Annotated in this window: 22 protein-coding genes and 1 pseudogene; 13 read left to right on the forward strand and 10 right to left on the reverse strand. The window is 73.2% G+C overall.

The window, feature by feature from the left end:
• The first annotated feature begins 104 nt into the window (after positions 1-104).
• Complete coding sequence (locus tag ABFY07_RS38005) at positions 105-3,497, forward strand: ATP-binding protein (RefSeq protein ID WP_346178848.1); 3,393 nt, start codon at positions 105-107, stop codon at positions 3,495-3,497.
• Here the strand turns inward: ABFY07_RS38005 and ABFY07_RS38010 are convergent.
• From ABFY07_RS38010 to ABFY07_RS38020, 3 genes are all read right to left on the reverse strand, one after another.
• Positions 3,494-4,294 (reverse strand): ABC transporter permease, encoded by an 801-nt coding sequence (locus ABFY07_RS38010; RefSeq protein WP_346178849.1) that lies wholly within the window; start codon positions 4,292-4,294, stop codon positions 3,494-3,496. The two genes, ABFY07_RS38005 and ABFY07_RS38010, sit on opposite strands and share 4 nt — an antisense overlap.
• The gene (locus ABFY07_RS38015) at positions 4,294-5,268 is read right to left on the reverse strand and encodes an ATP-binding cassette domain-containing protein (RefSeq protein ID WP_346178850.1); all 975 of its coding nucleotides are present in this window, start codon (positions 5,266-5,268) and stop codon (positions 4,294-4,296) included. Before ABFY07_RS38015 ends, ABFY07_RS38010 begins: the two co-directional genes overlap by 1 nt.
• Positions 5,269-5,397: 129 nt before the next feature.
• Positions 5,398-6,408, reverse strand: a complete 1,011-nt coding sequence (locus ABFY07_RS38020) for an ArsR/SmtB family transcription factor (protein ID WP_346178851.1) — start codon at positions 6,406-6,408, stop codon at positions 5,398-5,400.
• Positions 6,409-6,521: 113 nt separating this feature from the next.
• Between ABFY07_RS38020 and ABFY07_RS38025 the strand changes: the two genes are divergently transcribed.
• Together ABFY07_RS38025 and ABFY07_RS38030 are read left to right on the forward strand one after the other, a co-directional pair.
• Positions 6,522-7,715 (forward strand): MFS transporter, encoded by a 1,194-nt coding sequence (locus tag ABFY07_RS38025; RefSeq protein WP_346178852.1) that lies wholly within the window; start codon positions 6,522-6,524, stop codon positions 7,713-7,715.
• 169 nt (positions 7,716-7,884) lie between these two features.
• Positions 7,885-8,370, forward strand: a complete 486-nt coding sequence (locus ABFY07_RS38030; protein WP_346178853.1) for an iron chaperone — start codon at positions 7,885-7,887, stop codon at positions 8,368-8,370.
• 57 nt (positions 8,371-8,427) lie between these two features.
• On the opposite strand, the gene ABFY07_RS38035 is transcribed toward ABFY07_RS38030, so the two are convergent.
• Positions 8,428-9,201, reverse strand: a complete 774-nt coding sequence (locus tag ABFY07_RS38035; protein WP_346178854.1) for a vWA domain-containing protein — start codon at positions 9,199-9,201, stop codon at positions 8,428-8,430.
• A 266-nt stretch (positions 9,202-9,467) separates the two neighbouring features.
• Here ABFY07_RS38035 and ABFY07_RS38040 point away from each other — a divergent pair, with 266 nt between their 5' ends.
• Positions 9,468-10,721, forward strand: coding sequence for an NsdA family TPR-like regulatory protein (locus ABFY07_RS38040; protein WP_346178855.1), 1,254 nt, complete (start codon positions 9,468-9,470; stop codon positions 10,719-10,721).
• Positions 10,722-10,828: 107 nt separating this feature from the next.
• Positions 10,829-11,521, forward strand: a complete 693-nt coding sequence (locus ABFY07_RS38045; RefSeq protein ID WP_346178856.1) for a hypothetical protein — start codon at positions 10,829-10,831, stop codon at positions 11,519-11,521.
• On the opposite strand, the gene ABFY07_RS38050 is transcribed toward ABFY07_RS38045, so the two are convergent.
• Entirely contained in the window at positions 11,437-12,360 is a 924-nt protein-coding gene (locus ABFY07_RS38050; protein ID WP_346178857.1) for a helix-turn-helix transcriptional regulator, read from the reverse strand. The two genes, ABFY07_RS38045 and ABFY07_RS38050, sit on opposite strands and share 85 nt — an antisense overlap.
• A gap of 178 nt (positions 12,361-12,538) precedes the next feature.
• On the opposite strand from ABFY07_RS38050, the gene ABFY07_RS38055 reads away from it, so the two are divergent.
• Both ABFY07_RS38055 and ABFY07_RS38060 read left to right on the forward strand, forming a co-directional pair.
• Positions 12,539-13,603: an aldo/keto reductase gene (locus ABFY07_RS38055; protein ID WP_346178858.1), complete on the forward strand. Its 1,065-nt coding sequence runs from the start codon at positions 12,539-12,541 to the stop codon at positions 13,601-13,603.
• Positions 13,604-13,632: 29 nt separating this feature from the next.
• Entirely contained in the window at positions 13,633-14,073 is a 441-nt protein-coding gene (locus tag ABFY07_RS38060) for a putative quinol monooxygenase (protein ID WP_346178859.1), read from the forward strand.
• Here the strand turns inward: ABFY07_RS38060 and ABFY07_RS38065 are convergent.
• Positions 13,959-14,672, reverse strand: coding sequence for a hypothetical protein (locus ABFY07_RS38065; RefSeq protein ID WP_346178860.1), 714 nt, complete (start codon positions 14,670-14,672; stop codon positions 13,959-13,961). The genes ABFY07_RS38060 and ABFY07_RS38065 overlap by 115 nt on opposite strands.
• Positions 14,673-14,751: 79 nt before the next feature.
• Here ABFY07_RS38065 and ABFY07_RS38070 point away from each other — a divergent pair, with 79 nt between their 5' ends.
• A complete protein-coding gene (locus tag ABFY07_RS38070; protein ID WP_346178861.1) occupies positions 14,752-15,711 on the forward strand; it encodes a D-2-hydroxyacid dehydrogenase family protein in 960 nt (319 codons plus the stop codon).
• Between the two features lie 102 nt (positions 15,712-15,813).
• Here the strand turns inward: ABFY07_RS38070 and ABFY07_RS38075 are convergent, their stop codons facing one another.
• Positions 15,814-16,830 carry a LacI family DNA-binding transcriptional regulator gene (locus ABFY07_RS38075; RefSeq protein ID WP_065962387.1) on the reverse strand — a complete coding sequence of 339 codons (1,017 nt, stop codon included), beginning with the start codon at positions 16,828-16,830 and terminating at the stop codon, positions 15,814-15,816.
• Between the two features lie 176 nt (positions 16,831-17,006).
• On the opposite strand from ABFY07_RS38075, the gene ABFY07_RS38080 reads away from it, so the two are divergent.
• From ABFY07_RS38080 to ABFY07_RS38090, 3 genes are all read left to right on the forward strand, one after another.
• Complete coding sequence (locus tag ABFY07_RS38080) at positions 17,007-17,912, forward strand: nitrilase family protein (RefSeq protein ID WP_346178862.1); 906 nt, start codon at positions 17,007-17,009, stop codon at positions 17,910-17,912.
• Between the two features lie 182 nt (positions 17,913-18,094).
• Positions 18,095-19,516, forward strand: coding sequence for an amidase (locus tag ABFY07_RS38085; protein WP_346178863.1), 1,422 nt, complete (start codon positions 18,095-18,097; stop codon positions 19,514-19,516).
• 55 nt (positions 19,517-19,571) lie between these two features.
• Complete coding sequence (locus ABFY07_RS38090; RefSeq protein ID WP_346178864.1) at positions 19,572-20,156, forward strand: alpha/beta hydrolase family protein; 585 nt, start codon at positions 19,572-19,574, stop codon at positions 20,154-20,156.
• Between the two features lie 30 nt (positions 20,157-20,186).
• Here the strand turns inward: ABFY07_RS38090 and ABFY07_RS38095 are convergent, their stop codons facing one another.
• Positions 20,187-21,065, reverse strand: coding sequence for a LysR family transcriptional regulator (locus ABFY07_RS38095; protein ID WP_346178865.1), 879 nt, complete (start codon positions 21,063-21,065; stop codon positions 20,187-20,189).
• Positions 21,066-21,154: 89 nt separating this feature from the next.
• Between ABFY07_RS38095 and ABFY07_RS38100 the strand changes: the two genes are divergently transcribed.
• Together ABFY07_RS38100 and ABFY07_RS38105 are read left to right on the forward strand one after the other, a co-directional pair.
• Positions 21,155-22,159 (forward strand): EamA family transporter, encoded by a 1,005-nt coding sequence (locus tag ABFY07_RS38100; protein ID WP_346178866.1) that lies wholly within the window; start codon positions 21,155-21,157, stop codon positions 22,157-22,159.
• Positions 22,156-22,800, forward strand: a complete 645-nt coding sequence (locus ABFY07_RS38105; protein WP_346178867.1) for an NAD(P)-dependent oxidoreductase — start codon at positions 22,156-22,158, stop codon at positions 22,798-22,800. The genes ABFY07_RS38100 and ABFY07_RS38105 overlap by 4 nt, the downstream gene beginning before the upstream one ends.
• Positions 22,801-22,875: 75 nt before the next feature.
• Here ABFY07_RS38105 and ABFY07_RS38110 read toward each other — a convergent pair whose 3' ends face one another.
• Complete coding sequence (locus tag ABFY07_RS38110; RefSeq protein WP_346178873.1) at positions 22,876-24,330, reverse strand: DUF1996 domain-containing protein; 1,455 nt, start codon at positions 24,328-24,330, stop codon at positions 22,876-22,878.
• A 37-nt stretch (positions 24,331-24,367) separates the two neighbouring features.
• Positions 24,368-24,586, reverse strand: a pseudogene (locus tag ABFY07_RS38115) (DNA-binding response regulator); the annotation flags it as partial.
• Positions 24,587-24,594: the final 8 nt, after the last annotated feature.

The raw sequence follows: 24,594 nt of genomic DNA on the forward strand, positions 1-24,594 counted from the left end.
GCGGATTCTGCGGTGAGTATGGGACAGCGACACGCCGTGCCGTCGGCGTGTCGCTGTCCCATACTCACCGCAAACCCCCTGCCCCCGCTGGCTAACCTGACCCGGTGACCACCGAACTGGCCCTGCTGACGCGGGTATCCTGCCGCGGCCGCGAGATCACCGGTCCCCGGCTGCGCGGCCTGCTCGCCCTGCTCGCCCTGCTCGCGGGCGACCTGCGCACCGGCTGCGGCACCGCGCGGCTGGTGGAGGGGCTCTGGCCGGAGGCGGAGCGGCCGGAGAACCCGACCAAGGCGCTCCAGATCCTGGTCTCCCGCGCCCGCGCCCAGCTCGGCGCCGACGTGATCGCCAGCACCCCCACCGGCTACCGCCTCGCCCTGCCCGAGGACCGGGTCGACAGCTCCGCGGTGCTCCTCCGCGCGGCCGCGAGCGCGCGGCACGCGCGCGCCGGCGACCACGCCGCGGCGCTCGCGCACGCCGAGGCGGGCCTCGCGCTGTGGGCCGGCGGCCCGGGCGGCGCGGCCGCCGGCGGGGCGCCGGGCACGGCGGCCGGGGGGTCGGAGGCCGGGGACCCGGTGGCCGAGAAGGACCCCGTGGCCGCGCTGCGCGCTGAGCGGGCCGCGACCTACCGGACGCTGGCGCGCGCCCGCGCGCTGGCCCTGTCCCGGCTCGGCCGGCGGGCCGAGGCGGCCGAGCCGCTGGCCGAACTGGCCCGCGAGCGGCCCCGGGACGAGGAGGTGCTGCTGGAGCTGCTGCGCTGCGAGGCGGCCACCCTGGGCCCCTCCGCTGCGCTGGCCAGGTACGACGCCTACCGCCGGGCGCTGCGCGAGGAACTCGGCACCGACCCGGGACCCGCGCTCCGGGCCGTGCACGAGGAACTGCTGCGCGGCGAGGCGCCCGTGGTGCGCCACGGCGTCCCGCACGAGCCCAATCCGCTGCTCGGCCGCGACGACGACATCGCCGCCGTCGCGGACCTGCTGGAGGCATCCCGGGTCGCCTCGGTCGTCGGCCCCGGCGGCCTGGGCAAGACGCGGCTGGCGCACGCCGTGAGCCGCCGGGCGGGGCGGCGCGCCGTGTACTTCGTCGGGCTCGCGGGCGTCACCTCCGACGAGGACGTGGTCAGGGAGGTCGCCTCGGCTCTCGGCGTCGGCGAGGTGCTGCCCGCCTCCGCCGGCCCTCTGGGTCTGCCGACGGACCTCCTCACCGGCATCGCGGCCGCCCTCGGCACCGGGCCCCTCCTGCTGGTGCTGGACAACTGCGAGCACGTCATACGCGGCGCCGCCGACCTCGTACGCCACCTGGTGTCCACCACCCAGGACCTGCGGGTGCTCACCACCAGCCGGGCGCCCCTCGGCCTCTCCTCGGAGGCCGTGTACCCGCTGCCGGAGCTGAGCCTCGCCACGACCGTCGAGCTGTTCGAGCAGCGGGCGCGGGCCGTGCGCCCCGGGGCCGAGCTGCCCAGGGAGGCGGTGGAGGAGCTGTGCCGCCACCTGGACGGGCTGCCGCTCGCGGTGGAGCTGGCGGCCGCGCGGGTCCGGGTCATGTCGGTCGCGGAGATCGCCCGGCGCCTGGAGGACCGCTTCGCCCTGCTGCGCGGCGGCGCCCGGGACGCGCCCGACCGCCACCGTACGCTGCACGCCGTCGTCGACTGGAGCTGGAACCTGCTGGACCCGGCCGGGCGGGCGGCGCTGCGGGCGCTGTCCGTCTTCCCCGGCGGGTTCATGGCCGACGCCGCACGCCACCTGCTGGGCGAGGACGGCGACGCGCGCCCGGGAGAGGACGGCGACACCCTGGAGGTGCTGGCGGACCTGACCGACCAGTCGCTGCTCAAGGTCGCCGACACCCCCTCGGGGGCGCGCTTCCGGATGCTGGAGACCGTACGGGAGTTCAGCACCGCACACCGGGAGGCGGCCGGGGACACCGACCGGGTGCTCGGCCGTTTCGTCGCGTGGGCCCGCGACTTCGGCGTCGCGCACCACGAAGGGCCCCACGCGCCCGAGCCCTTCGCGGCCCTCGACCGGATCCGGGCCGAGCAGGACAACCTCGTCCACGCCCTGCGGCACGGCCTCGCCCGGGCCGACGGGGCGGCGGTCGCGGCGGTCTCCGCGGTGCTCGCGAGCCTGTGGACCGTCGAGGGCAACTACGCGCGCGTGGCCGTGCTGGCCGACGAGACCAGCCGGCTGCTGTCGCACTTCCGGCCCGAGCGGGGGCCCGACCCCGCGCTCGTCGAGGCCACCCGGACCGCCACGGCGCTGTTCACCGCGAACACCTTCACCGTCGTCGGGCTGCGCGCCGGCCGTCCGCTCGCCACCCTGCGCCGGCTGCCGCCCGCCCCGCCCGACACCCTCCTGCGGGCCGTCGCGACCGTCCTGGCCGCCGCGCCCGAGGTGCTGGGCCCGGACCCCGCCCCGCTGCGCGCGCTGTGCGAGAGCGGCGAGCCGCTGCTGGCCGGCGTCGCCAATGCCGTCGCGAGCTACGTCCTGGAGCGGGCGGGCGACTTGGACGGCGCACTGCGGGCCGCCCGGGAGATGCTTGACGCGTTCGCGGGCCGGAGCGCCGCCTGGGTCCAGGTCCTCGCCCACTCCCGGATCGGGGAGCTGTGCCTCCAGGCCGAACGGGGCGAGGAGGGCAGGCGCCATGGGGAGGAGGCGCTGCGGCTGCTGGAGGAGTGCATGCCGTGGGGGGACATATCCGGCGTCAGGGCGGCGTTGAGCCTCGTCAACCTGCAGCTCGGCGCCATCGACGAGGCGGAGCGCTGGCTGCCGTTGACCACGTCGGACCGGAGGGACGAGACGGTCGGTGTGGTCATCTTCGACCTCGGCACACGGGCGGAACTGGCCCTCGCGCGCGGCGACACCGAGACCGGTCTGCGCCAGTGGCGGCGGGCAGTCGAGGCGTCGCGCAGCGACGAGAACACGCTCTACCGCACCGACCCGCCCGGCCTGGAGCCCTGGACCCTGGAGGTCGAGGCCGCCGCCGTGATCGCCCACGCGCACCACGGCCGGGTGGACCTGATCGAGAAGACCGCCGGGGCACTTCCCCACAAGCTGTGGACAATGCTCAGCCACCCCGTGGAGAAGCCCCCGGCCTATCTGATGGAGCTCCCGGTGTGCGGCGCGCTGCTGCTGGCGGTGGCCATGGTGGAGCTCGACCGCGCGGGGCGCACCGGCGACGCGGGCGCCCGTGCGTCCGGCGCCCGTGCGTCCGGGGCCGGTGCGTCCGGGGCCCGTGCGCCCGAGGCCGGTGCGTCCGGGGCCGGTGCGTCCGGGGCCGGTGCGTCCGGGGCCCGGCTGATCGCTCTGGCGGAGCGGTTCCGCTTCCTGCGCGGATTCCAGCCGACCATGTCCTCGGCCCGCGCCCGCCGCGCGGCCGAACAGGCCGACAGGGCGGCGTACGAGGACGCGGTGTCCTCGTACGCCGCCCTGGGGCGGGACGATCTGCGGGCCGCCGCGCTCGCCGCGATCGAACCCCTCACGGCAGCTCCGCGCGAGTACGGCTAGCGCCGGGGCTCCCGCCTGAACAACGCCCGCGCCCAGAGGAACCCGACCACGGCGAGGCCCACGCACCAGGCCACCGCGATGATGCCGCTGTTCCCGATCCCCGTGCCCATCAGCAGTCCCCGCAGCGTCTCGATGATCGGCGTGTACGGCTGGTACTCGGCGAACCAGCGCAGCCCGGTCGGCATCGAGTCCGTGGGGACGATCGCGCTGCCGAGGAACGGCAGGAACTGCAGCGGCATGGGCGCGTTGCTCGCGGTCTCGGGGCTCCTGCACGCCAGCCCCATGGCGGCCGACAGCCAGGTGAGCGCGACGGTGACCAGCGTCAGCAGGCCGAGTACGGCGAGCCACTCGACGACGGTGGCGTTCGGGCGGAACCCCATGACCAGCGCGAGCCCGGTGACCAGCGTGATGGCGACCAGCGTCTGGAGCACGCTGCCGACGACGTGTCCGACGAGCACCGAGGCCCGCGAGATCGCCATCGTCCGGAAGCGGTTGATGATGCCCTCGGTCATGTCGACGGAGATGGACACCGCCATCGCCAGCGACCCGGAGGTGGCCGCCATCAGGATGATGCCGGGGGCGGCGTAGTCGATGTAGTCCGCGTCGCCGCCCGACCCGCCCATCGGGCCGACACCGGTGCCCAGGGCGCCCCCGAAGACGTAGACGAACAGCAGCAGCATGACGACCGGCATCGCGGCGACGGTGATCGTCATGGCGGGGTAGCGCAGCGCGTGCTTCAGGTTGCGCCGCAGCATTGTCATCGAGTCGCTGAAGGGGTGGATCAGGGCGCCGCTCATCACGCGTTCACCTTCCGTGCGGTGGGCTGGGGCTGCTGGGCCGGGTTGCCGGTCAGGGCGAAGAAGACGTCGTCGAGGTCGGGGGTGTGCACGGACAGCTCCTCGGCCTCGACCGACTCGGCGTCCAGCCAGTCGAGCAGGGACCTCAGCTCCCGGACACTGCCGTCGCTCGGCACCTGGAGGGTGAGCGCCTCGTCGTCGCGCGACACCTCGCCGAGGGCCCGGGCGGCCCGCTCCAGATCCTCCGGCCGGGTGAACCGCAGCCGCACATGCCCGCCGGGGATCCGCCGCTTGAGCTCCTCCGCCGTCCCCTCCGCGACCAGCTTTCCGCCGTTGAGCACCGCGATCCGGTCGGCCAGCTCGTCGGCCTCCTCCAGGTACTGCGTGGTCAGGAACACCGTGACCCCGCCCGCCACCAGGTCCCGGACGATCTGCCACATGGTGTGCCGGCTGCGCGGGTCGAGGCCGGTGGTCGGCTCGTCGAGGAAGATGACGCGAGGCTCGCCGACCAGCGTCATCGCGAGGTCGAGCCGCCGCCGCATCCCGCCCGAGTAGGTGGCGGGCGTCTTCCCGGCCGCCTCGACGAGGTCGAACCGCTCCAGCAGCTCGGCGGCCCGCCGCCGCCCCTCGCGCCGGCCGAGGCGGTGCAGGTCCGCCATCAGCAGCAGGTTCTCCTCGCCGGTCAGCAGGTTGTCCACGGCCGAGAACTGTCCGGTCACCCCGATCGCGGCCCGCACCGCGTCGGGCTCCTGCGCCGGATCGTGCCCGGCCACGCGGAACTCGCCGCCGTCGGCCCGGATCAGGGTGGACAGGATCTGCACCATGGTGGTCTTGCCCGCGCCGTTGGGCCCGAGCAGCGAGAAGACCGTGCCCTCGGGGATGTCCAGATCGATGCCGTCGAGCACCACCTGCTCGCCGTACGCCTTGCGCAGCCCGGTCGCCGTGATGGCCCGGGCGGGTCGGGAAGTCGTCATGCGGTGAGGATGTGCGGGGCCGGGATCACCGCGGTTTCACGGCGGTTTCACGGCCGCCCGCCTCGGGCGGTCCCGGCGGTCTCACGGCCGCCGGGACCGCCCCGGGCGTCCCCCGCCCCGGGCGGAGCCTCAGCAGCCCACCGCGACGCTGTCCGCGGGCGCCATCAGCGCGTCGGCCACCGCCGTGCGCGCGTACAGCACCGAACGCCCCGTCCGGTGTGCCGTCACCAGGCCCGCGCCGCGCAGCACGGTGAGGTGCTGCGACACCCCGGCCGCCGACATCCCGAACCGCTCCGCGAGCCGTGTCGTCGAGGCGGGGGTGTCCAGCTCCGCGAGGAGCAGGGCGCGGGACCGCCCCAGGACCGCCGCGACCGCGTCGACCGACCCGGCGTTCCGCGGCTCCCAGAGGGTGCCGATGCCTCGGGCGGGATAGGCGAGTTGCGGGGGGTCGGGGGGCACGGAGCGGGTGAACACCCGGGGCCAGGCGAAGGCGGAGGGCACCAGCAGCAGGCCCGCCCCGGCCTCCGACCGGCTCAGCGCGCAGTGGCGGCGCACCAGACGCAGGGTGCCGTCGTCCCAGCGGACGGTCTCGTGCAGCTCGCCGAGGACGTGTCCGGCGCCGTGCTCGGCCACCTGCCGGGCCCGGTGGAAGACATCGGCTTCGAGCAGCTGCCGGATCCGGTCCCAGTACGGGGCGAGGGCCAGCTCCCAGTACGTCTCGATCTCGGCGGCGACCTTACGCAGCGTCGCTTCGGGGGCCTCCCTGAGCAGCCGGATCCGGGGCGATCTGCTCAGGTCGCGCTCGGCGCCCAGCCTGTCCAGGTCGATGCGTACGCGCTCCGCCGGGGTGTGCCGGATCGCGTCCAGCTCGGCGGCGAGCATGGGGAAGGGTGTCTCGGGGGTGGGGTTGAGGAAGTCCGCGAGATAGGCGCGTTCGGGGATCAGCGTGGCGAGCCAGCCGCGGTCGAGCCCCGCCTCCGCGAGCCGCGGCCGGACCTGCGCCATCCACCGCCGGTGCGGTGGCGGCTCGCCCTCGGTGCCGCGCAGCAGCCGGAAACTGGTGACGACCTCCCACATCGGAGAGACCGCGAAGCGGGTCTGTGCCAGGTCCGCGGCGGAAAAGCTGAGCCCGGTCTCCATACGATCCTCTCGGTCTCCAGCCGATCCTCCAGGTCTCCAGCCGATCCTTCCGGTGGATTCGGTCTCACCTTAATCAATAGGAGGGCGGCCGGGTCACCCCGCAGGCTCCACGCATGCTCTCCACATTCCGCGGCCTGCCGCCCGCCGTCTGGACCGTCTTCGCCGGCACGATCGTCAACCGGCTCGGTTACCTCGTCACCCCCTTCCTGGTCTTCTTCCTGGCGGCGCGCGGCGTCACCGGCGCCGAGACCACCTTTGTCCTGGGCGCGCTGGGCGCCGGCAACCTCCTGGGCCCGGCGCTCGGCGGCCTGCTCGCCGACCGGATCGGCCGCCGCTCCACGATGCTGATCGGCCTCCTGGGCGCGTCCGCCGCGCAGGGCGCGCTGTTCGCGGCGCCGGGGGCGGCGACGATGGCGGCCGCCGCCCTGCTGATCAGCGCGGCGGGCGCGATGATCGGCCCGGCCGCGTACGCCCTGCTGGCCGACTCGGTGGACGCGGGCCGCCGGCAGCGGGCGTACGCGCTCTTCGGCTGGGGCGTCAACATCGGCACGGCCGCGGCCGGCGTCCTCGGCGGCTTCCTCGCCGCGCACGGCTACTGGCTGCTGTTCACCGTCGATGTGGCCACCATGCTGATCTACGCGGCGATCGTCGCCACCCGGCTGCGCGAGACCCGCCCCGCCCGGCAGGAGAAGGCCCCGGTGGCGGACGGCGTCGGCTACGGAGTCGTCCTGCGCGACCGCCTGCTGCTCGCCCTGCTCCCGCTGTTCGGGATCCAGCTCTTCGTCTACTCGCTGACCGAGGTCGCCCTGCCGCTGGCCATCCGCGACAGCGGGCTCTCCCCGGCCGTCTACGGCGCGATGGCCGCGGTCAACGCGGTGTTCGTGGTCGCACTCCAGCCGCTCGCCACCGCCACCCTCGCCCGGCTCCCGCAGCTCCCCGTGCAGGCGGCGGGCAGCGTGCTGATCGCCGTGGGCGTGGCCCTGACCGGCGTGGCGGACAGCGTCGCCGGGTACACCGTGTCCGTGGTCGTCTGGTCCCTCGGCGAGGTCGTGGTCGCGGGGATCGCCGCCGCCATGATCGCCGACCTCGCCCCGGCCCACGCCCGCGGCCGCTACCAGGGCGCCTTCCAGTGGACCTGGGGAGTGGCCCGGTTCGGCGCCCTCACCCTCGGCGTCACCGTCTACACCTCCCTGAGCCCCGCCGTCCTGTGGTGGAGCGCCCTCCTCGCCGGCGTCCTGACCTCGGCCGCGACCCTGGCCCTCCGGTCCCGGGTCGGCCGCCGGACCGAGCACGACCTGGCCGCCTGACGCCGGAACCATCCGGGCGGACGACATCCGGCCGGCGCCATCCGGTCAGTTTTCGAGAAGCCACCCTCGCGGGTGATCCCTAGCCTGGTTGTCACACCGAGATCCGCACGATCCGCGAGATCCGCACGATCCGCGAGATCCGCACGATCCGCACGAGAGGAAACCCGCGATGAAGAGCACCCGGACCGCCGCCAAGACCACCACCGCGACCGACGAGAAGTACGACGGCTTCACCGACGAGGAGCGGAGCGCGATGAAGGAGCGCGCCCAGGAGCTGAAGTCGGCCGCCCGCCGCGGCTCCCGCGCGGGCGCGGCCAAGGCGGACCCGGAGAGCGAGGTGCTCGCGAAGATCGCCGAGATGCCTGAGGCGGACCGCGTCCTCGCCGAGCGGGTCCACGCCATCGTCACGGCCGGCGCGCCGGAGCTCGCCCCGAAGCTCTGGTACGGGATGCCCGCGTACGCCAGGAACGGCAAGGTCGTCTGCTTCTTCCAGAGCGCGCAGAAGTTCAAGTCGAGGTACGCCACCCTCGGCTTCAGCGACCAGGCACACCTCGACGACGGCGCCATGTGGCCGACCGCCTTCGCCCTCACGGAGATGACCCCCGCCGCCGAGGCGCGGATCGGCGAACTCATCAAGAAGGCGGTGAACCTGTGAGCTGCCTCGCCCCGTAGCAGGCGCCGATCGCCGCGGGCCGACCAATGCCTCGGGCACTCAGCTTTTTACGATGCCGGCAGTACGAGCGGCAGCCAGCCACAGCGGGAACTCCTGGAGCAACTGATCGTAGAGATCGGCGTCGGAGAGAGCCTTCGGCGACGGGCCGGCGGCGAAGAACCCGGCGTTGTCGACAATGCGCCGACCCGGCACCGGCAGGTCGTCGAGCTTGCGCAGGAAGCGGAATTCGTCGTTGCCGAACCCGACGAACTGCCAGAAGATCGGTAGCTTCGCGGCGGTACAGAGTACGTGCTCCGCGGCCGGCCTGGACGTGGGAGAACCGTCGGTCTGGAAAACTACGAATGCCGGATCGTCGGCTCCGCACGACTGGTAGTGGTCGATGACGGCCTGCATCGCGACGTGGTAGCTGGTGCGTCCCATGTGACCCATCGAGTCATGCAAAGGGTTGATTCGGTCCTGGTAGGCATCGAGGCTGATCTCAGCGGTACCGTCGACCAACGTGGAGAAGAACACGACCGGCACCACCCCGTCATCATCGAGGTTGGCCGCGAGAGCGAGAGTCTGCTCTGCCAAGCGCTGGACGGAGCCATCACGGTAGTACGGGCGCATGCTCCCGGAGCGGTCCAGGACCAGGTAGACAGCAGCACGCTGCCCACCGACGTCGTGCTTGGCCAGAGAGACCGCAGCCGTCTTGTAGAGGCTGACCAGCCCCGGAGCCCGGGCGGCGACCTTCTCCAGGCTGATTGCGGCGGGGGGCGCCTTGACCTGCTTGCTGTAGTCGACTTTGGGGCGCTTGCGATAGTCGATGGCCATGCACAGTGATTGTCCTCCAAGAGGCCGGGCGGCGCCCCGTTTTGGCCAATGATCCCGTCGGCGGGGAGCTGGCGGCGCATGACCTTAACCAAATGAGATGGCTTATAAGGATTCGACGCGGAGAGGTTTGTCCGTTTCGGAGAACGGCCGGAGTGGGGTTCGAGGGCCGTCCGCCCGGCGCCGGGGCAAGGAAGCGGGCGGACGGCCGTCTCAGGACCGCCTGAAGCGGTCCGGGTTGTTCTTTAGAGCCGCCCTATATTTGGGGAATGGGAGAGATTCCCGAGATCCTGTGGTCCCACCCGCAGCTAGTAGCGGCGGTCACCAGCGAAGACTGGGGCGCCGTCTTCCGCACGTACCGGAAGCTCACTGGTCTGAGCCAGACGAAGTTGGGGGAGCGCGTCGGGCTGGCCCAATCCGACGTGTCCGACATCGAGCGCGGGCGTCGCCAGGTGACCTCTGTGGAGGTGCGGCAACGCATCGTGTCGGGCCTTGACCTTCCTCCTGATCCGCAAGCCACAGCGGCGCGACTGACCGCGGACACGGCCCCGGTCACTGGGGTGGCCGTCCCTGGGGCCGTACCGGACGAAGACCTGTTGGCTCGGGTGACGAGCGTCGTCGACATGTCGCATCGTGTGGACGCCGCGACTCTCGATTGGCTTGATCGCCTGCTTGCCGAGCATCGCAGGGCCGAAGACTTCACCGGGTCACGGCCGCTTATCGATGTGATGCGCCGGCAGCTGCGTACGGTCGTCGACTTGTATGCGGGCGCCCGTGGCCGATTGGCAGACCGTGTCATCCGGCTCGCCTCGGAACACGCGCAGTTCCTCGCGTGGATGGCACAGGACCAGGCACAGACCGCCGCCGCACTGGCCTGGTACGACCGGTCACATGAATGGGCGTTGGAAGCCGGAGATGCCAACATGGCCGCCACGACGCTCAGCATGAAGGCGCACATGGCCTGGTCGGGCGGGCGGGGAGCCCGGTGCGTGCGCCTCGCCGAGGCTGCCCGCTGGTCAGCCCCGGGCACGTCTCTCGGCGTGCAGGGGATGGCCGTGCAGATGGCCGCCCGAGGTCACGCCCTTCAAGGCGAGGCGAGCGACGCCCACCGCCTTTTCGACGAAGCGCAGAGGCTCATCAGCCGGGCGTCCGAACGCCCCGAAGACGAGCCGGTGTGGATGTATTTCTACGACGAGACTTGGTTCACCCTGCAACGAGGCATGGCTGCGCTGCACTTGCGCGATTGGCGTGAGGCAGCGGAGCACATCACGGCCGGTCTGGACGCGCTGCCCGACGAGTACCGGCGTGACAAAACCTGGTACCGCGCATGTCTGGCACACGCACTCGCAGGTGCGGGCGAGTTGGCGCAAGCCGTGTCTGTGGCTGTCGCGACCGTTCCTGATGCCGCGGCTCTGGGGCGTCCTCATTCATGGAACGAGCTGCACACCACTGCCTCCCTGCTCATGCGGCGAGACGCGAAGGAAGGCCGCCGATTGGTCATCGCTCTCCGGGAGCACGACTGACAACCGTCCGCCCGGTGCCCACGGGGGCCGGGCGGGCGGCCCGCCGGCATGTCCGCCTGACGTGGTTGGATGGCCGGGCCGGGTGGGGCGGAGCGAGGAGGGGCGGGGTGAATGTGTCGCGGCGGTCGTACGCGCTGATCGCGGCGCTGGTCCTGGGGCTGCTCGCGCTGGCGTACGCGGGAAGTCGCGGCGCGCGGGGCGGCGGTGGGGACGGCGATGCCGCCACGTGGAGCGCCGACGATCCCTGCCTGAAGGACGTGTCCGTTCCCCCGGTCGAGTACCAAGGCCCCCGGCTGACCGGGCTCGCCCATGGATACGCGTCGGAGTCGCACCTGGGCGGCAGGATGCGCTTCACCATCGACGCGACGATCAGCACCGACCGCCACCCGCTCTCTCTGCGGACCCCCCTCGCCCCCGGCAGCGTGTCGGTCCGCGTCTGCGCCCCGCACGGGAAGGGGCTGATGGCACAGGCCCGCGGGCTGTCGCCGCGGTCCGTCAAGGGCGCCGGGGCGCGGAGCGGCAGGATCCGGGTCACCCGGGCGGATCCGCTCTACTTCACGGTCGAGCTGCCGCGCTCGGCGCTGCGCAACGGCTATGGGATGCGGGACCTGGTGCAGTCCACGCCGAAGCCCAGCAGCAATGACGCGGCCGACTATCCGGTGCTGGTGCTGACCTTCACCGACCCCGGCCTGGACGAGCCGCTGGTGTCCGTCTCCTACAAGCCGGACTCCACCCCGACCGCGCAGGCGCTCGGCGCGCCGCCGCGCGCCGCCCGGCCGCCGTCCTCGACGCGCTCCTGAGCCCACGCCGCCAGCAGCCGCAGCGCGGTCTCGGACGGGGAGCCCTCCTCGACGGTGTGGGCGATCAGCGCCTGGTCCGGGTCGTCGGGCAGGCGGAGGGTCTCGAAGCCCAGGTCCAGCTCGCCGACGACGGGGTGGCGGTAGACGTATCGCCCGTGGGTCTTGTCCTTGAGCCGGTGTTCCGCCCAGACCTCGCGGAACTCGGGGCAGGCCGCGGAGAGTTCCGCGAGGAGCGCCGCCGTCCCCGGGTCGTCGGGGTGGCGGGCCGCGTCGAGGCGCAGGTAGGCGGCCACATCGGCGGCCTTGCCGGGCCAGTCGGCGTACAGGCTGCGCATCCCCTCGTCCAGGAAGACGAGCCGGGCCAGGTTGCGCTGGTCGGGCGGCAGCGCGCCGAAATCGGTGATCAGGGCGGCGGCGAGGTGGTTCCAGGCCAGGACATCCGTGTTACGCCCGACGATATAGGCGGGGACGTCGGTCACCGAGTCCAGCAGCCGCCGCAGCCCCGTCCGTACGCGCTGCGGACGGTCCGTATCGTCCGCGCGGTCGGTGTCCGACCAGGGGCGGGCCAGCCGGTACAGGTGCTCGCGCTCCGCGGTGTCCAGCCGCAGCGCCCGGGCGACCGCGTCCAGGACCGCCTCGGAGAAGTGCAGGGTACGGCCCTGCTCCAGCCGGATGTAGTGGTCGACGCTCACCCCGGCCAGCTGGGCCAGCTCCTCCCGGCGCAGGCCCGGGACCCGCCTGCGGCCGCCGTAGCCCGGCAGGCCCAGCTCCTCGGGCCGCAGCCGGGCCCGCCGGGACCGGAGGAATTCGCCGAGTTCCGCGCGTCTGTCCCATGCCATGCGCCAAGTATCCCCGGCCCGCGCGCCGCCCAGCCTGGTCATGCCGTGCCCAGGCACCGGCTGCCACTGGGTACGCCGCGACCGGACGAGGAGAGTTGCTCTCGCCGGAACGGTTCCGGCCCGCCGGGCGCCCACCACGGCCCCCGGCCACCCTTCTCGTCACAGGAGACACCCACCCATGAGCACGACCACCGTCAATGGACTCCCCGCCCTTCCGCTCGGCACCACCGGCATGGACATCACCCGGACCGGCTTCGGCTCCTGGGCGGTGTCCGGGGCCAACTGGCGCTTCAGCTGGGGAGCCACCGACGACGCCCAGTCGGTCGCCGCGATCCGCCACGCGGTCACCTCCGGCGTCAACTGGATCGACACCGCCGCCGTCTACGGGCTCGGCCACTCCGAGGAACTGGTCGGCAAGGCCGTCGCCGGGCTGCCCGAGGCCGAGCGCCCGTATCTGTTCACCAAGGTCGGGCTGGTCTGGGACCCGGCCGATCCGAAGGCCGCGCCCCGCCGGATCATGAAACCCGCCAGTGTGCGGCGCGAGATCGAGGACTCGCTGCGGCGGCTGGGCGTCGACCACATCGACCTGTACCAGGTGCACTGGCCCGACACCGGCGAGTCGCTGGAGTACGCGGGCGACGGCTCCGGCGCGGTGTCCCCGAACGCCACGCCGCTGGAGGAGTACTGGCAGGTCATGGCCGATCTGAAGGCCGAGGGCAAGGTCCGGGCGATCGGCCTGTCCAACCACTCGCCCGAGCTGCTGGAGGCGGCGGAGCGGATCGCCCACGTCGATGTCATCCAGCCGCCCTTCTCGGCGATCAACCGCTCGGCCGCCGCCGAGATCGCCTGGGCGCACGCCCATGACACCGGCGTGATCGTCTACTCCCCGCTCCAGTCCGGGCTGCTCACCGGCGCGTTCTCCGCCGAGCGCGCCGCGAACCTCTCCGCCGACGACTGGCGCTCCGCCCAAGCCGACTTCACCACCGGCCTGGCCGCCAATCTGCGGCTGGCCGACGCGCTGCGGCCGATCGCCGAGCGGCGCGGTGTCTCCGTCGCCGAGGTGGCCATCGCCTGGGCGCTGGCCTGGCCCGGCGTCACCGGGGCCATCGTGGGCGCCCGTACGCCCGGCCAGGTCGACGGCTGGATCGGGGCGGGCGCGGTGGAGCTGACGCCGGCCGACCTCGACGAGATCGCCTCCGCCATCACCGCCACCGGCGCGGGCACCGGCCCGGCCCGCCCCTGACGGTGGGATCCAGTGCGAGGAGAACCGCCATGTCCCTCGTCGTGGTCGCCGAGTGCGTGGCGCGGCCGGGCCGGGAGGACCGGCTGCGCACCGCCCTCGAGGCGCTGATCGAGCCGTCCCTGGAAGAGCCCGGCTGCCTGGCCTACCGGCCCTACGCCGACCCCAACAACCCCGGTCACATGGTGGTCGTGGCGGAGTGGACGGGCCCCGAAGCCCTCGCCCGGCACGGCGCCACGCCCCACGTCCACCACGCGCGGCAGGTGCTGCACCTGGTGCTCGCCGAGCCGATGGCCGTGCGGAGGCTGGTGGCCCAGGGGGCGCTGGCTCCGGAGTCGGTGGCTCAGGGGTCGGTGGCTCAGGAGTCGGTGTCCGAGGGTTTGGCGGCCGAGGGTTTGGCGGACGACGGCTTGGCGGCCGAGGGTTTGGCGGCCGACGGTTTGGCCTCCGACGGCTTGGCGTCCTCGAAGTAGGCGTCCAGCACCGCGTCGAGCTCGGCCGTCCACGTCTTCAGCGCGCTCCTGGCCGGCGCCTGGACCTCGGCCTCGTACCAGCGGCGCGCGGTCGTGTAGACCGTGACGGAGAACCGGCGCCCGAACCGCGGGGTGTCGATCTCGACCGCGCCGACCTCGTCCCAGTCGAACTCGGCCGTCTCCCCGTCCATGTGGAGGGTGACACCGCGACGGCCGGCGCTGATCGAGGCGCGCCGGTCGGCGGCCTCGAAGACGGGCCCGTCGGTGTCGTCCTCGTCCGGCGCGGCCTTCTCCGGCGCGTCCTCGGCCGTCTCGGCCCCGTCCCGCACGCCCTTGGCCGTCTCGGCCTCGTCCGTGCCGGCCTTCGCCTCGGCGTCATCGGCGCCGCCGGCGTTGTCGGCGCCGTCCTCGGCCACCGCGTCCACGGCCCGGGGCTCTGCCTCGGCCGCCGCGTCGGCGCCCTGGGGCGGCTGCTGCTCCGCCTTCTCGTCCGGGGTTTCCTCCTCCGTTGGGCGTGGGGCCGTGAGGCCGGGGATGAACGCCGGATCGAACCCGGCGGCGGGCACGGGCGGGGTGCTCGGTCCTATGCGCTGCTCCACGGCTGGCAGTATGGCCGATAAACCTGTGCCGGGAACAGCGTCACAGGCGGGCCGGTGACGTTCGTACGGAGGAATCCCGATGAAGCTGCGCTGCGCGGTGCTCGACGACTTCCAGGGAGCCGCCCTCCGCAGCGCGGACTGGACGCCCGTCCTGGACCGGGTGGAGGTCGTGAGCTTCAGCGAGCACTTCGGCACCGAGGACGAGCTTGTCGCGGCCCTGGCCGACATGGACCTCGTCGTCACGCTGCGCGAGCGCGTCCCCTTCCCCGCCTCGCTGTTCGCCCGGCTGCCGAAGCTGAAGCTGCTGGTCGCCTCGGGCATGCGGAACTCGGTGATCGACTACGCGGCGGCCGAGCGGCACGGCGTGACGGTCTGCGGCACGGCCAGCTCCCAGACCCCGCCGACCGAGCTGACCTGGGCGTTGATCCTCGGCCTCGCCCGGGGCCTGGTCGTGGAGAACACCGCGCTGCGTACGGGCGGGCCCTGGCAGAGCACGGTCGGGGCAGATCTGCACGGCCGGCGGCTGGGGCTGCTGGGGCTGGGCAAGATCGGCAGCCGGGTGGCGCGGATCGGGCAGGCCTTCGGCATGGAGGTGACGGCCTGGAGCCAGAACCTGACCCGGGAGCGGGCCGACGAGGTCGGGGTGGCGCTCGCCGGGTCCAAGGAGGAGCTGTTGGCCTCCAGCGACGTGGTCTCCGTCCACCTCGCGCTGAGCGACCGCACCCGAGGTCTGCTGGGCGCCGGTGAGTTGGCGCTGCTGAAGCCGACCGCGTATCTCGTCAACACCTCGCGGGCCGCCATCGTCGACCAGGACGCGCTCCTCGACGCGCTGCGGCGGGGGTCCTTCGCCGGGGCGGCGGTGGACGTGTTCGACATCGAGCCGCTCCCGGCGGACCACCCCCTGCGCACCGCGCCCCGGCTGCTGGCCACACCGCACCTCGGCTATGTCACGCGGGACAACTACCGCAGGTACTACGGCGAGGCGGTCGAGGACATCCAGGCGTTCCTCGACGGCTCCCCCGTACGCCGCCTCGGCTGAGTTCGCCGGTACGTCGGCTGAGTTCGCCCGTACGCCTACTCCTCGGCTGACGCCGCCCGTACGCCGCTGCTTTGACGACACGCCCCTTTGACGACACGCCCCCTAGCAGCCCGTGGAGGCCCGGGCGGTGAGGACGGGCCGCAGCCGTTCCGACGGGGGCCGTTCCCCCGCCAGGATCCGCACCAGCATCGCGAGCGCCCGCCGTCCCATCTCGTGCGTCGAGGACAGCACGCTGGTCAGGGGGAGGGGCAGTTCGGCCGCGAGGGGGGTGTCGTTGTAGCCCATGACCGCGAGGTCCTCGCCGACGCGAAGGCCGCGGTCCCGCGCCGCCCCCAGGGCGCCGATCGCGGCGAAGTCATTGACGGCGAAGATCGCGGTGGGCGCGGGGTCCGCGGCCAGCAGACGGTCGGCGGCCGCACGGCCGGCCGCGGTGTCGAATCCGCCGTGGGCGATCCGGTCACCCGGCACCGGCACCCCCGCTTCGGCGCAGCGCTCGAGGAAGCCGCCGACGCGGTCCACCCCCGTGCTGGCGTGCGGCTCGCCCGCGATGATCGCGACGTCACGGTGGCCGAGCCCCAGGAGGTGGTCCGCCGCCAGCCGGCCGCCGAGCCAGTCGTCGCAGGTGACCGAGGGGTGGTCCGCCGAGTGCCGGTTGACCAGGACGAACGGTGTGCCCCGGGCCGCGACCTCGGCCAGGAAGTCGTCCTCCACCCGGGCATCGCCGAAGATCAGGCCGTCGGTGCGGCGGGCGATGAGCATGTCGGTGCGCGCCCGGCGGGTCTCGGGCCGGTCGAGGGTGTTGACCACGATGGTGGAGAGCCCCTTGGCGGTGGCCGCTTCCTCGATGCCCTCGTGGATCATGGCGAGCACCAGGTCGGACATGCGGGGCACGAGCACGCCGATCAGATTGCTGCGCCGGGTGCGCAGCCCGGTGGCGTGGGGGTCGGGCCGGTAGCCCAGTTCGGCGGCGAGCCGGCGGACCCGGTCGGCGGTGGCGGTGGATGCGGCCCGCGCCCCGGTGGCCGCCGGGCCGTTCAGGATGCGCGAGACCGTGGAGACGTGGAGCCCCAGCTCCTTGGCTATGGACTGCAGGGTGACCGGCCGCGCACCGTCTGCCATCTGTGTTCTACCTTCTCTCGGCCGCTGCTCTTGACGACGTTTCGAGCGCGTGCACATCATAGCCCAAACGATTGGGCCAAACGTTTGGGCTATGGGTTTGGGTCACTTGTTTTGGCTTGTTCTTGCGTACCCAAACGTTTGGGTTTCGCAGTCGACACCGACGAGAGGCGAGAGCCATGAGCACGTCCCGCCAGGCCGACCACCGGGTCAGCCCCGCCAGAGTCGCCGTCGTCCAGTGCGACGCGCAGGTGGGAGTGGAGAACCGCCGTCGCAACGTCGAACACGGGCTGCGCCTCGCGGCCCGGGCCGCCGACGACGGGGCCACGCTCATCGTGCTGCCCGAGCTGTGCGCCACCGGATACACGTTTGCCACCCGGGCCGAGGCGTACGAGCACGCCGAGGAGGTCCCCTCGGGGGAGAACGTCCGCGCGTGGGAGTCCTTCGCCCGCGAGCGCGGGGTCCACCTCGTCGGCGGGCTCGCCGAACGGGACGGCGCGCGGCTGTACGACACCGCCGTACTGGTCGGCCCGGACGGCTACGTGGGCCACTACCGCAAGACCCACCTGTGGAACACGGAGAAGCTCTGGTTCGAACCGGGCGACCTCGGCTTCCCCGTGTTCCAGACCCCGATCGGCCGGATCGGCCTCCTCATCTGCTGGGACATCTGGTTCCCGGAGGTGCCGCGCCTGCTCGCGCAGCAGGGGGCCGACATCATCTGCAGCGTCAACAACTGGGTATGGACCCCGCCGCCGCTGTTCGACGAGTCCGGGCGGTGCATGGCCTCCTACCTGACCATGACGGCCGCGCACGTGAACAACGTGTTCATCGCCGCGGCCAACCGGATCGGCACGGACCGGGACGCGCGTTTCCTGGGGTGCTCGCTGATCGCGGGCACCAACGGGTGGCCCCTGGGCGAGGTGGCCGGTCCCGACGAGGAGCGCATCCTGACGGCGGACATCGACATCGTCGCCGCCCGCAGCGCCCCCGTCTGGAACCAGCTCAACGACCTGATCCGCGATCGCCGCACCGACCTGTACGACCCGATGCTCGGCTACACGCTGAGCCCCGCCGCCCCCCGATAGGTGGGACTCGTGGCAGGCGAGAGCGCCCTGGACCGACGCGCTCGCGACACCCCCCGGTGGGTGGGTGTCGCGACGGCGGGCCGTGGCCGGCGTCCTGGCCGGCTGGTGCCTGAAGGCGGTCGACTTCTCGGCCTGTGCCCCGGCTTCTGAACGACCGGCCACCGAACCAAGGACCCTCCTTCATGACCAGCTTCTGCCCCACCACTGATGCCGCCGCCGCGGCCGACCCCGATGCCGCCGCCCCGGGCCTCTTCGCCGGCCGGACGATCAGCGAGCTGGCCACGGAACTGCGAGCGGGCCGCACCACATCGGTCGAACTCACCCGTCACGCCCTGGAGGCCATCGCCGGGTCCGGCCCCCGGGTGAACGCCTTCGCCCATGTGGACGCGGGCGGCGCGCTGGCGGCGGCGCGCCAGGCCGACCGCGAGATCGGCGAGGGCCTGGACCGCGGGCCGCTGCACGGCCTGCCCACCGGCATCAAGGACATGATCGACGTGGCCGGCCTGCCCACCACGGCGGGCTCGGCCCACCTCGCCGGCCGCGTCGCCCGCACCGACGCCGCGTGCGTACGGCGGCTGCGCCGGGCCGGCGCGGTGATCGTCGGGAAGACGACGACGCACGAGTTCGCGTACGGGCCCACGGGGGACCGCTCCGTCCACGGCCCGACGCGCAACCCCCGCGACCTCACCCGGATGGCCGGGGGTTCGAGCGCCGGGAGCGCCGCCGCGGTCGCCGCCGGGATGGTGGCGTTCGCGCTCGGCACGGACACCGGCGGCTCCGTCCGCATCCCCTCCGCCCTCTGCGGTGTCGTCGGTTTCAAACCCGCCTACGACGCGATACCGACGCACGGCGTGCTGCCCTTGTCCCGGACGCTCGACCACGTCGGCGTCCTCGCCCCCACGGTGCGGGACTGCCTCACCGTCCACGATGTGCTGGCGGAGCGCGAGGGGCGCGGCCATCGCCTCGACGGGGCGGCGGCGGACGCGGGCCTCGCCCCGGACACCGGCCGCGTCGGAGGGCTCACCGTCGGATGGCTCACGGAGGAGGCGCCCCCGCCGGGGGACCCCCGCGTCGCGGCCACGGTGCGGCGCGCCCTGGAGACGGCGGTCGGCACCGTGCCGGACGTGGTGTGGCGCCGGGCGCGAGCCTGCCGCGACGCCTTCTCGGCCATCCAGGGCGCCGAGGCGTCCGCGCTGCACGCCCGGCGCATGGAGCAGGCGCCGGGCCTGTACGACGAGGAGGTGCTGCGCCGGCTCCAGGCCGCGTCGGCCGTCTCCCCCGAGCGGTACGCGGCGGCGCTCGACACCCGCGCGGCCCTCATCCGCGCCGTCGGGGAGCTCTTCGGCCGGCATGACGTGCTGGCCCTTCCGACCGTTCCGATCACCGCTCCGCCGCTCGGCGCCCGCGAGGTGGCCCCGGACGGTCGCGTCATCCCCGTACGCGACGCCCTGCTCTCCCTCACCAGCCCGTGGAACGTCCTGGGCCTGCCCGCCTTCAGCGTCCCGGCCGGGGCGGTCGACGGCCTGCCCGTCGCCCTGCAACTCGTATGCCGTCCCGGAGACGAGGCCAAGGCGGCCGCCCTCGCCCACCGCCTGACCCCCTGAGCCGATCACCCTTCTGACCCGACTCCCCTGACCTGACCAGAAACAGGAACATCACATGACCACGCCAAGCGACTACCCGGTCCTCGAACTGCCCGGCTTCCGCCTGGAGACGGGCGGCGTGCTCGACCCGGCGCGCCTCGCCTACCGGACGCACGGCCAGCTCGCGCCCGACAAGTCCAACGCCATCCTGCTGCCCACCTGGTTCGCCTCTTCGGCAACGGCCTGTCCTCCTCGCCCTCCAACACCCCCGCGCCCCAGGCCGGCGCCGGCTTCCCGCACATCACGATGCGCGACAACGTTCGTGCCCAACAACGCCCTGGTGCGCGGCCACTTCGGCATCGAACGCCTGGAGCTGGTGATCGGCTGCTCCATGGGGGCGCAGCAGACGTACCAGTGGGCGGTGTCGTATCCGGGCATGGTGGCGCGCGCCCTGCCGTTCTGCGGATCGCCGAAGACCGCGCCGCACAACGCCGTGTTCCTGGAGGGACTGAGGGCGGTGCTCACCGCGGACCCGGAGTGGCGGCTGGGCCGCCGGGCTCCGGGGTACGCGGCGGGGCTGCGGGCGTTCGCCCGGGTCTACGCCGGGTGGGGCTTCTCGCAGGCGTTCTACTGGAACGAGCGCTACCGGGCGCTGAGCTGACCCCCGCGCGACCCTGACGCCGGGGCCGGCTCATGGCTCGGGGGCGAGGTCGAGTACGTCGAGGAATGCGGTCGCCGCCGGGGTGAGGCTGAAGCGGCTCCAGACGATGTACTCCACCCGGGCCGGCGCGTCGGCGACCTCGATGGTGACGACGCCGGCGAGCTGCGGCGCGTAGGCGGAGGGGAGCATGGCCACGCCGAGGCCCTGCCCGACGAGCCGGGCGATGAGGTCCGCGGTGGTCACTTCGAAGGCGACGTCACGGACCAGGCCGGCGGCCGCGAAGGCCTGGTCGGACTGGGCGCGCCCGGCCGTCCCTGCCGGGAGGTCCACGAACACCTCGGTGGAGAGCCTGCGCAGGGTGACCGCGGGCTCGCCGGCGAGGGGGTGGTCGGGAGCGACCACGGCGACGAGGCGGTCGCGGGCGAGTTCCCGGGTGGTGACGCCTTGGGGGTGCGCGGTGGTCGGCAGCCCGAGGAAGGCCACGTCGAGGGTTCCCTGCTTGACCTGCTCGACGAGGTCCTCGCTCGCGCCCACCCGCAAGCTGACGCGCACCTGCGGATACCGCCGGCGGAAGTCGTGCAGCGCGCGGGGGATGTCGACCGCGGCGACGGTGGGGATCAGGCCCACGGCGAGCCGCCCGCGTACCTCTCCGACAGCCGCGGCGACCTCGGCGGCCGCGCGCTCGGCGGCGTCCAGACACTGACGGGCGGCCGGGAGGAACGCCTCACCGGCCGGAGTCAGCCGCACCCGGCGGCTGGTGCGGTCGAAGAGCCGCGCGCCCAACTCCCGCTCCAGGCGGGCGATCTGGTGGCTGAGGGCGGACTGGACCACCAGGCACCGCTGGGCGGCCCGGGTGAAGCTGTTCGTCTCGGCGACCGCGAGGACGTACCGCATCTGCTGGAGTTCCATGGATCCATCATGATCTATCGCGGATCGAGATCAATGACGTGACAAACATGTGTTGGACTCATTGATCCCCGCGCGGCGAGACTCCAGATATGACAAGCCGAACCGTGTCCGGCGGAGCCGGGGGGATCCGCCGCGGAGACCTGCCGCGCACCGCGCTGACGGCGCTCGCCCCCTTGGTGTGGGGCACGACCTATGTGGTCACGACCGAGCTTCTCCCGCCCGGACACCCGCTGTTCGCGGGGCTCCTGCGGGCGCTGCCCGCCGGGCTGATCGCGCTCGCGGTCACCCGGACCCTGCCGCGCGGGGCCTGGTGGGGGAAGGCGGCGGCGCTCGGCGTGCTGAACATCGGGCTGTTCCTGCCGCTGCTGTTCGTCGCGGCCGAGCGACTGCCGGGAGGTGTCGCCGCGACCTTGGGGGCGGCCCAGCCGCTCGGCGTGGCCGTCCTGGCCGTGACCGTCCTCCACGAGCGGCTGTCCGTCTGGCGCCTGCTGTGGGGGGTGATCGGCGTCGTCGGCGTCGGCCTGGTGGTGATCGGGCCGCGCGCGGCGCTCGACACGACGGGGATCGTGGCGGGGCTGGCCGGCGCGGTCACCATGGCGCTCGGCGTGACGCTCACCAAGCGCTGGGGACGCCCCGCGGGGGTCGGGCCCACCGCCTTCGCGGGCTGGCAGCTCACCGCCGGGGGGCTCTTCCTGGTGCCCGTCACCTTCCTCGTCGAGGGGCCGCCTCCCGCGATCGACGGCGCCGCCGCCCTCGGCTACCTGTGGCTGGGCCTGGTGGGCGGGCTGATCAGCTACGCCCTGTGGTTCCAGGGCATCACCACCTTGCCCGTGACCTCGGTCGCGGTGCTCGGCCTGCTCTCGCCGCTGGTCGCCGCCGTGCTCGGCGCCGTCCTGCTCGACCAGACGCTCGGCCCCGTCCAGCTCCTCGGGTTCGGGCTCTCGCTCGCCGCCATCGTCGCCGGACAGCTCCCCGCCCCCGCCCGCACCCGCACGTCGGGCTCGACACCCGCCCCCGGGACGGCCACTCCCGGGACACCCACTCCTGAGACACCCACTCCCGGGACACCCACCCCCGAAAGGACACCTCGATGAAGATCGTCGTCGTCGGAGCCACAGGCATGGTCGGCTCGCGCGTCGTGACGGAGGCCGTGCGCCGGGGCCATGACCTCGTCGCGGTGTTCCGCACCCAGCGGCCGGCCGACCTGCCGCCCGCGGTGACCGCCGTCGAGGGCGAGGCGACCGACACCGACCACATGAGCCGGCTGTTCAAGGACGCCGACGCGATCGTGGCCGCGACCCGCCCCGCCCCCGGCCACGAGGACACCGCCGTCCCCACCACCACCGCCCTGCTCGACGCCGCCGCGGCGGCCGGGGCACGGATCCTCGTCGTCGGCGGCGCGGCCCCCCTGAGCATCCCGGGACACCCCGACCGGCTCGTCCTCGACAGCCCGGATTACGTGCCGCGGCAATTCCGCACCCTCGCCGCCGCCAGCGCCGCGCAACTGGATGTCTGCCGAGCCCACCCGGCCGACTGGGTCTACCTCAGCCCGCCGGCGCTCCTCGAACCCGGACAGCGCACCGGTGCGTACCGCCGGGGGACCACCACCCTCATCGCCGATGCCGACGGCACGTCCAGGATCTCGGCAGAAGACCTCGCCGTGGCCGTCCTCGACGAACTCGAGAACCCGGGCGGGGACAAGCACTTCACCGTCGGTCACCAGCCCGGCGAATGAGCGGAATCGGCCCTGGGCATCCAGGCCGCGCGGTAGACCCGGCAGGGGTGGGAACCCCTGCCGGGCCGCTGTGCGTCAGCCGCAGCGACGGCCGCTGTTGATGCAGTTCACCGCCTGCTTCATCAGCTTCGAGGACATCACGTTGATGAAGTCCCCGTGGTCCGTCACCGGCTTGTGCAGCTGCTCGGGGAAGCTGTCCACCGCGATGTTCCTCGCGCCGGGCGCCACCTTGTAGGTGATCCGCTGCACCAGCTGCGGGATGGCCTTGAACCCCTGCGGGCACGAGCCGTCGGCGCGGGCGAACGCCACGTGCGTACGGTGGTTCGCGCTGTCGGCGTTCTTGCCGTCCCAGCAGCTCTGGAACGTGAACGTGCGCACCACCTTGCTGCCCCTCGGGCACAGTGGGTACTTGTCCTTCAGCTGGCGGTCCTCGAAGCCGGTGCAGCTCCAAGAGGCGTTGGCGTTGGCCGTTCCGTTGGTGAACGACTTGGCGTCACCGGTGATGATGCGCAGGAAACGGGGCATCGCCGCGACCTTGGACACCGGGTTGCCGCGGAAGCTGATCTGCACGGACGCGGGCCGCAGGATGCGCCCGATGTTGCCCTCCGTCCCGCCGCCCGGGGCGCCCGCGTCGGCCTCCTTCGTGCCGTCCCGCAGCCGCAGGACCGGCCAGTAGTGGGTGGAGCGGTCGCCGTTGGTGCAGGTGGTCCCGGCAGAGGCGAGGACCTCGTTGGAGGCGAAGGCGTCGGTCTTGAGGTTGCCGACGTAGTCGTGCATGTGGTGGGCGCCGTTGCTCACGCCCGGGGCCACGATGACGTTGTCGGAGTTGAAGTGCTTGTTCTCGTTGCGCCCGCAGCGGGAGGAGAAGCGGCCCTTGGAGCCCGTGGCCCGCACCCGCGGGTTCTTCACGTTGGGCCTCACCTTGCGGATGTCCACGAAGTCCGACCGCTGCGGCCCGCCCTGCGCCTGCCCGCCCCCGCCCTGCGCCTGACTGCCCTGCGCCTGGCCGCCCCCGCCCTGCGCCTGGGCGTCCGACGCGGCCGCGAGCGCCGCGGTGTCCTGCTTGACCGTGCAGGACGCGAGCGAGTCCAGGCCCGACGGGCGGGTGGCGACCTTCTCGATCTCGGTGGCGATGCGGTCGAGGGTCTGCCGCCGCTCGGCCGTCAGCGGGTCCAGTACGCGCGTGCGCACGAACTCCTGGTCGGCCCGCGTGCCCTGGGCCGTGAGCCGCCGGTAGGCGTCGGCGACCTGGCTGTCCATCTTCGCCAGCTCGTCGTTGACGGCCGGCCGCGCCCGCTGCGGCACCCTCGACAGGCTGGTGGCGACATCGGGGCACTTGACCGTCATCCCGGACCGGGCGGCCGCCTGCTGCGCGGGGGTCTCCTTGGCGGCCGAGGCGTTGTTGTCGGTCATCAGGAGCGCTCCGCCCCCCACGGCCAACGCCGTCGCACCGACCACGGAGATCACGATCACTCGGGACCGCTTGTGTCTCTTCCTGCTTTTCACCGGGCCGCCCGGGCCGCCCCTCATCGGTTGTCGTCGCATACCGAAGAGATACGGAAACCGGGGCCGTTCTTCTCAGCCGCCGTCGGCGTCCCGCCGTCCACCCCGCCAGGTCGCGGTGGAGCGCGGCGGTCTCGGGGTCCCGGCGGGCGTACCGCTCGACGAGGCGCCGGGTGATGGCCGGGGCCAGCAGCGCGTCGCCGGAGCGGACCATGCGGACGGCGGCGACCAGGTGCTCGGGGGTGACGTCCTTGAGGAGGAAGCCGCTGGCCCCCGCGGACAGTGGAACGG

This window comes from Streptomyces sparsogenes subsp. cuspidosporus, assembly GCF_039532705.1.
GTDB classification, from domain to species: domain Bacteria; phylum Actinomycetota; class Actinomycetes; order Streptomycetales; family Streptomycetaceae; genus Streptomyces; species Streptomyces sparsogenes.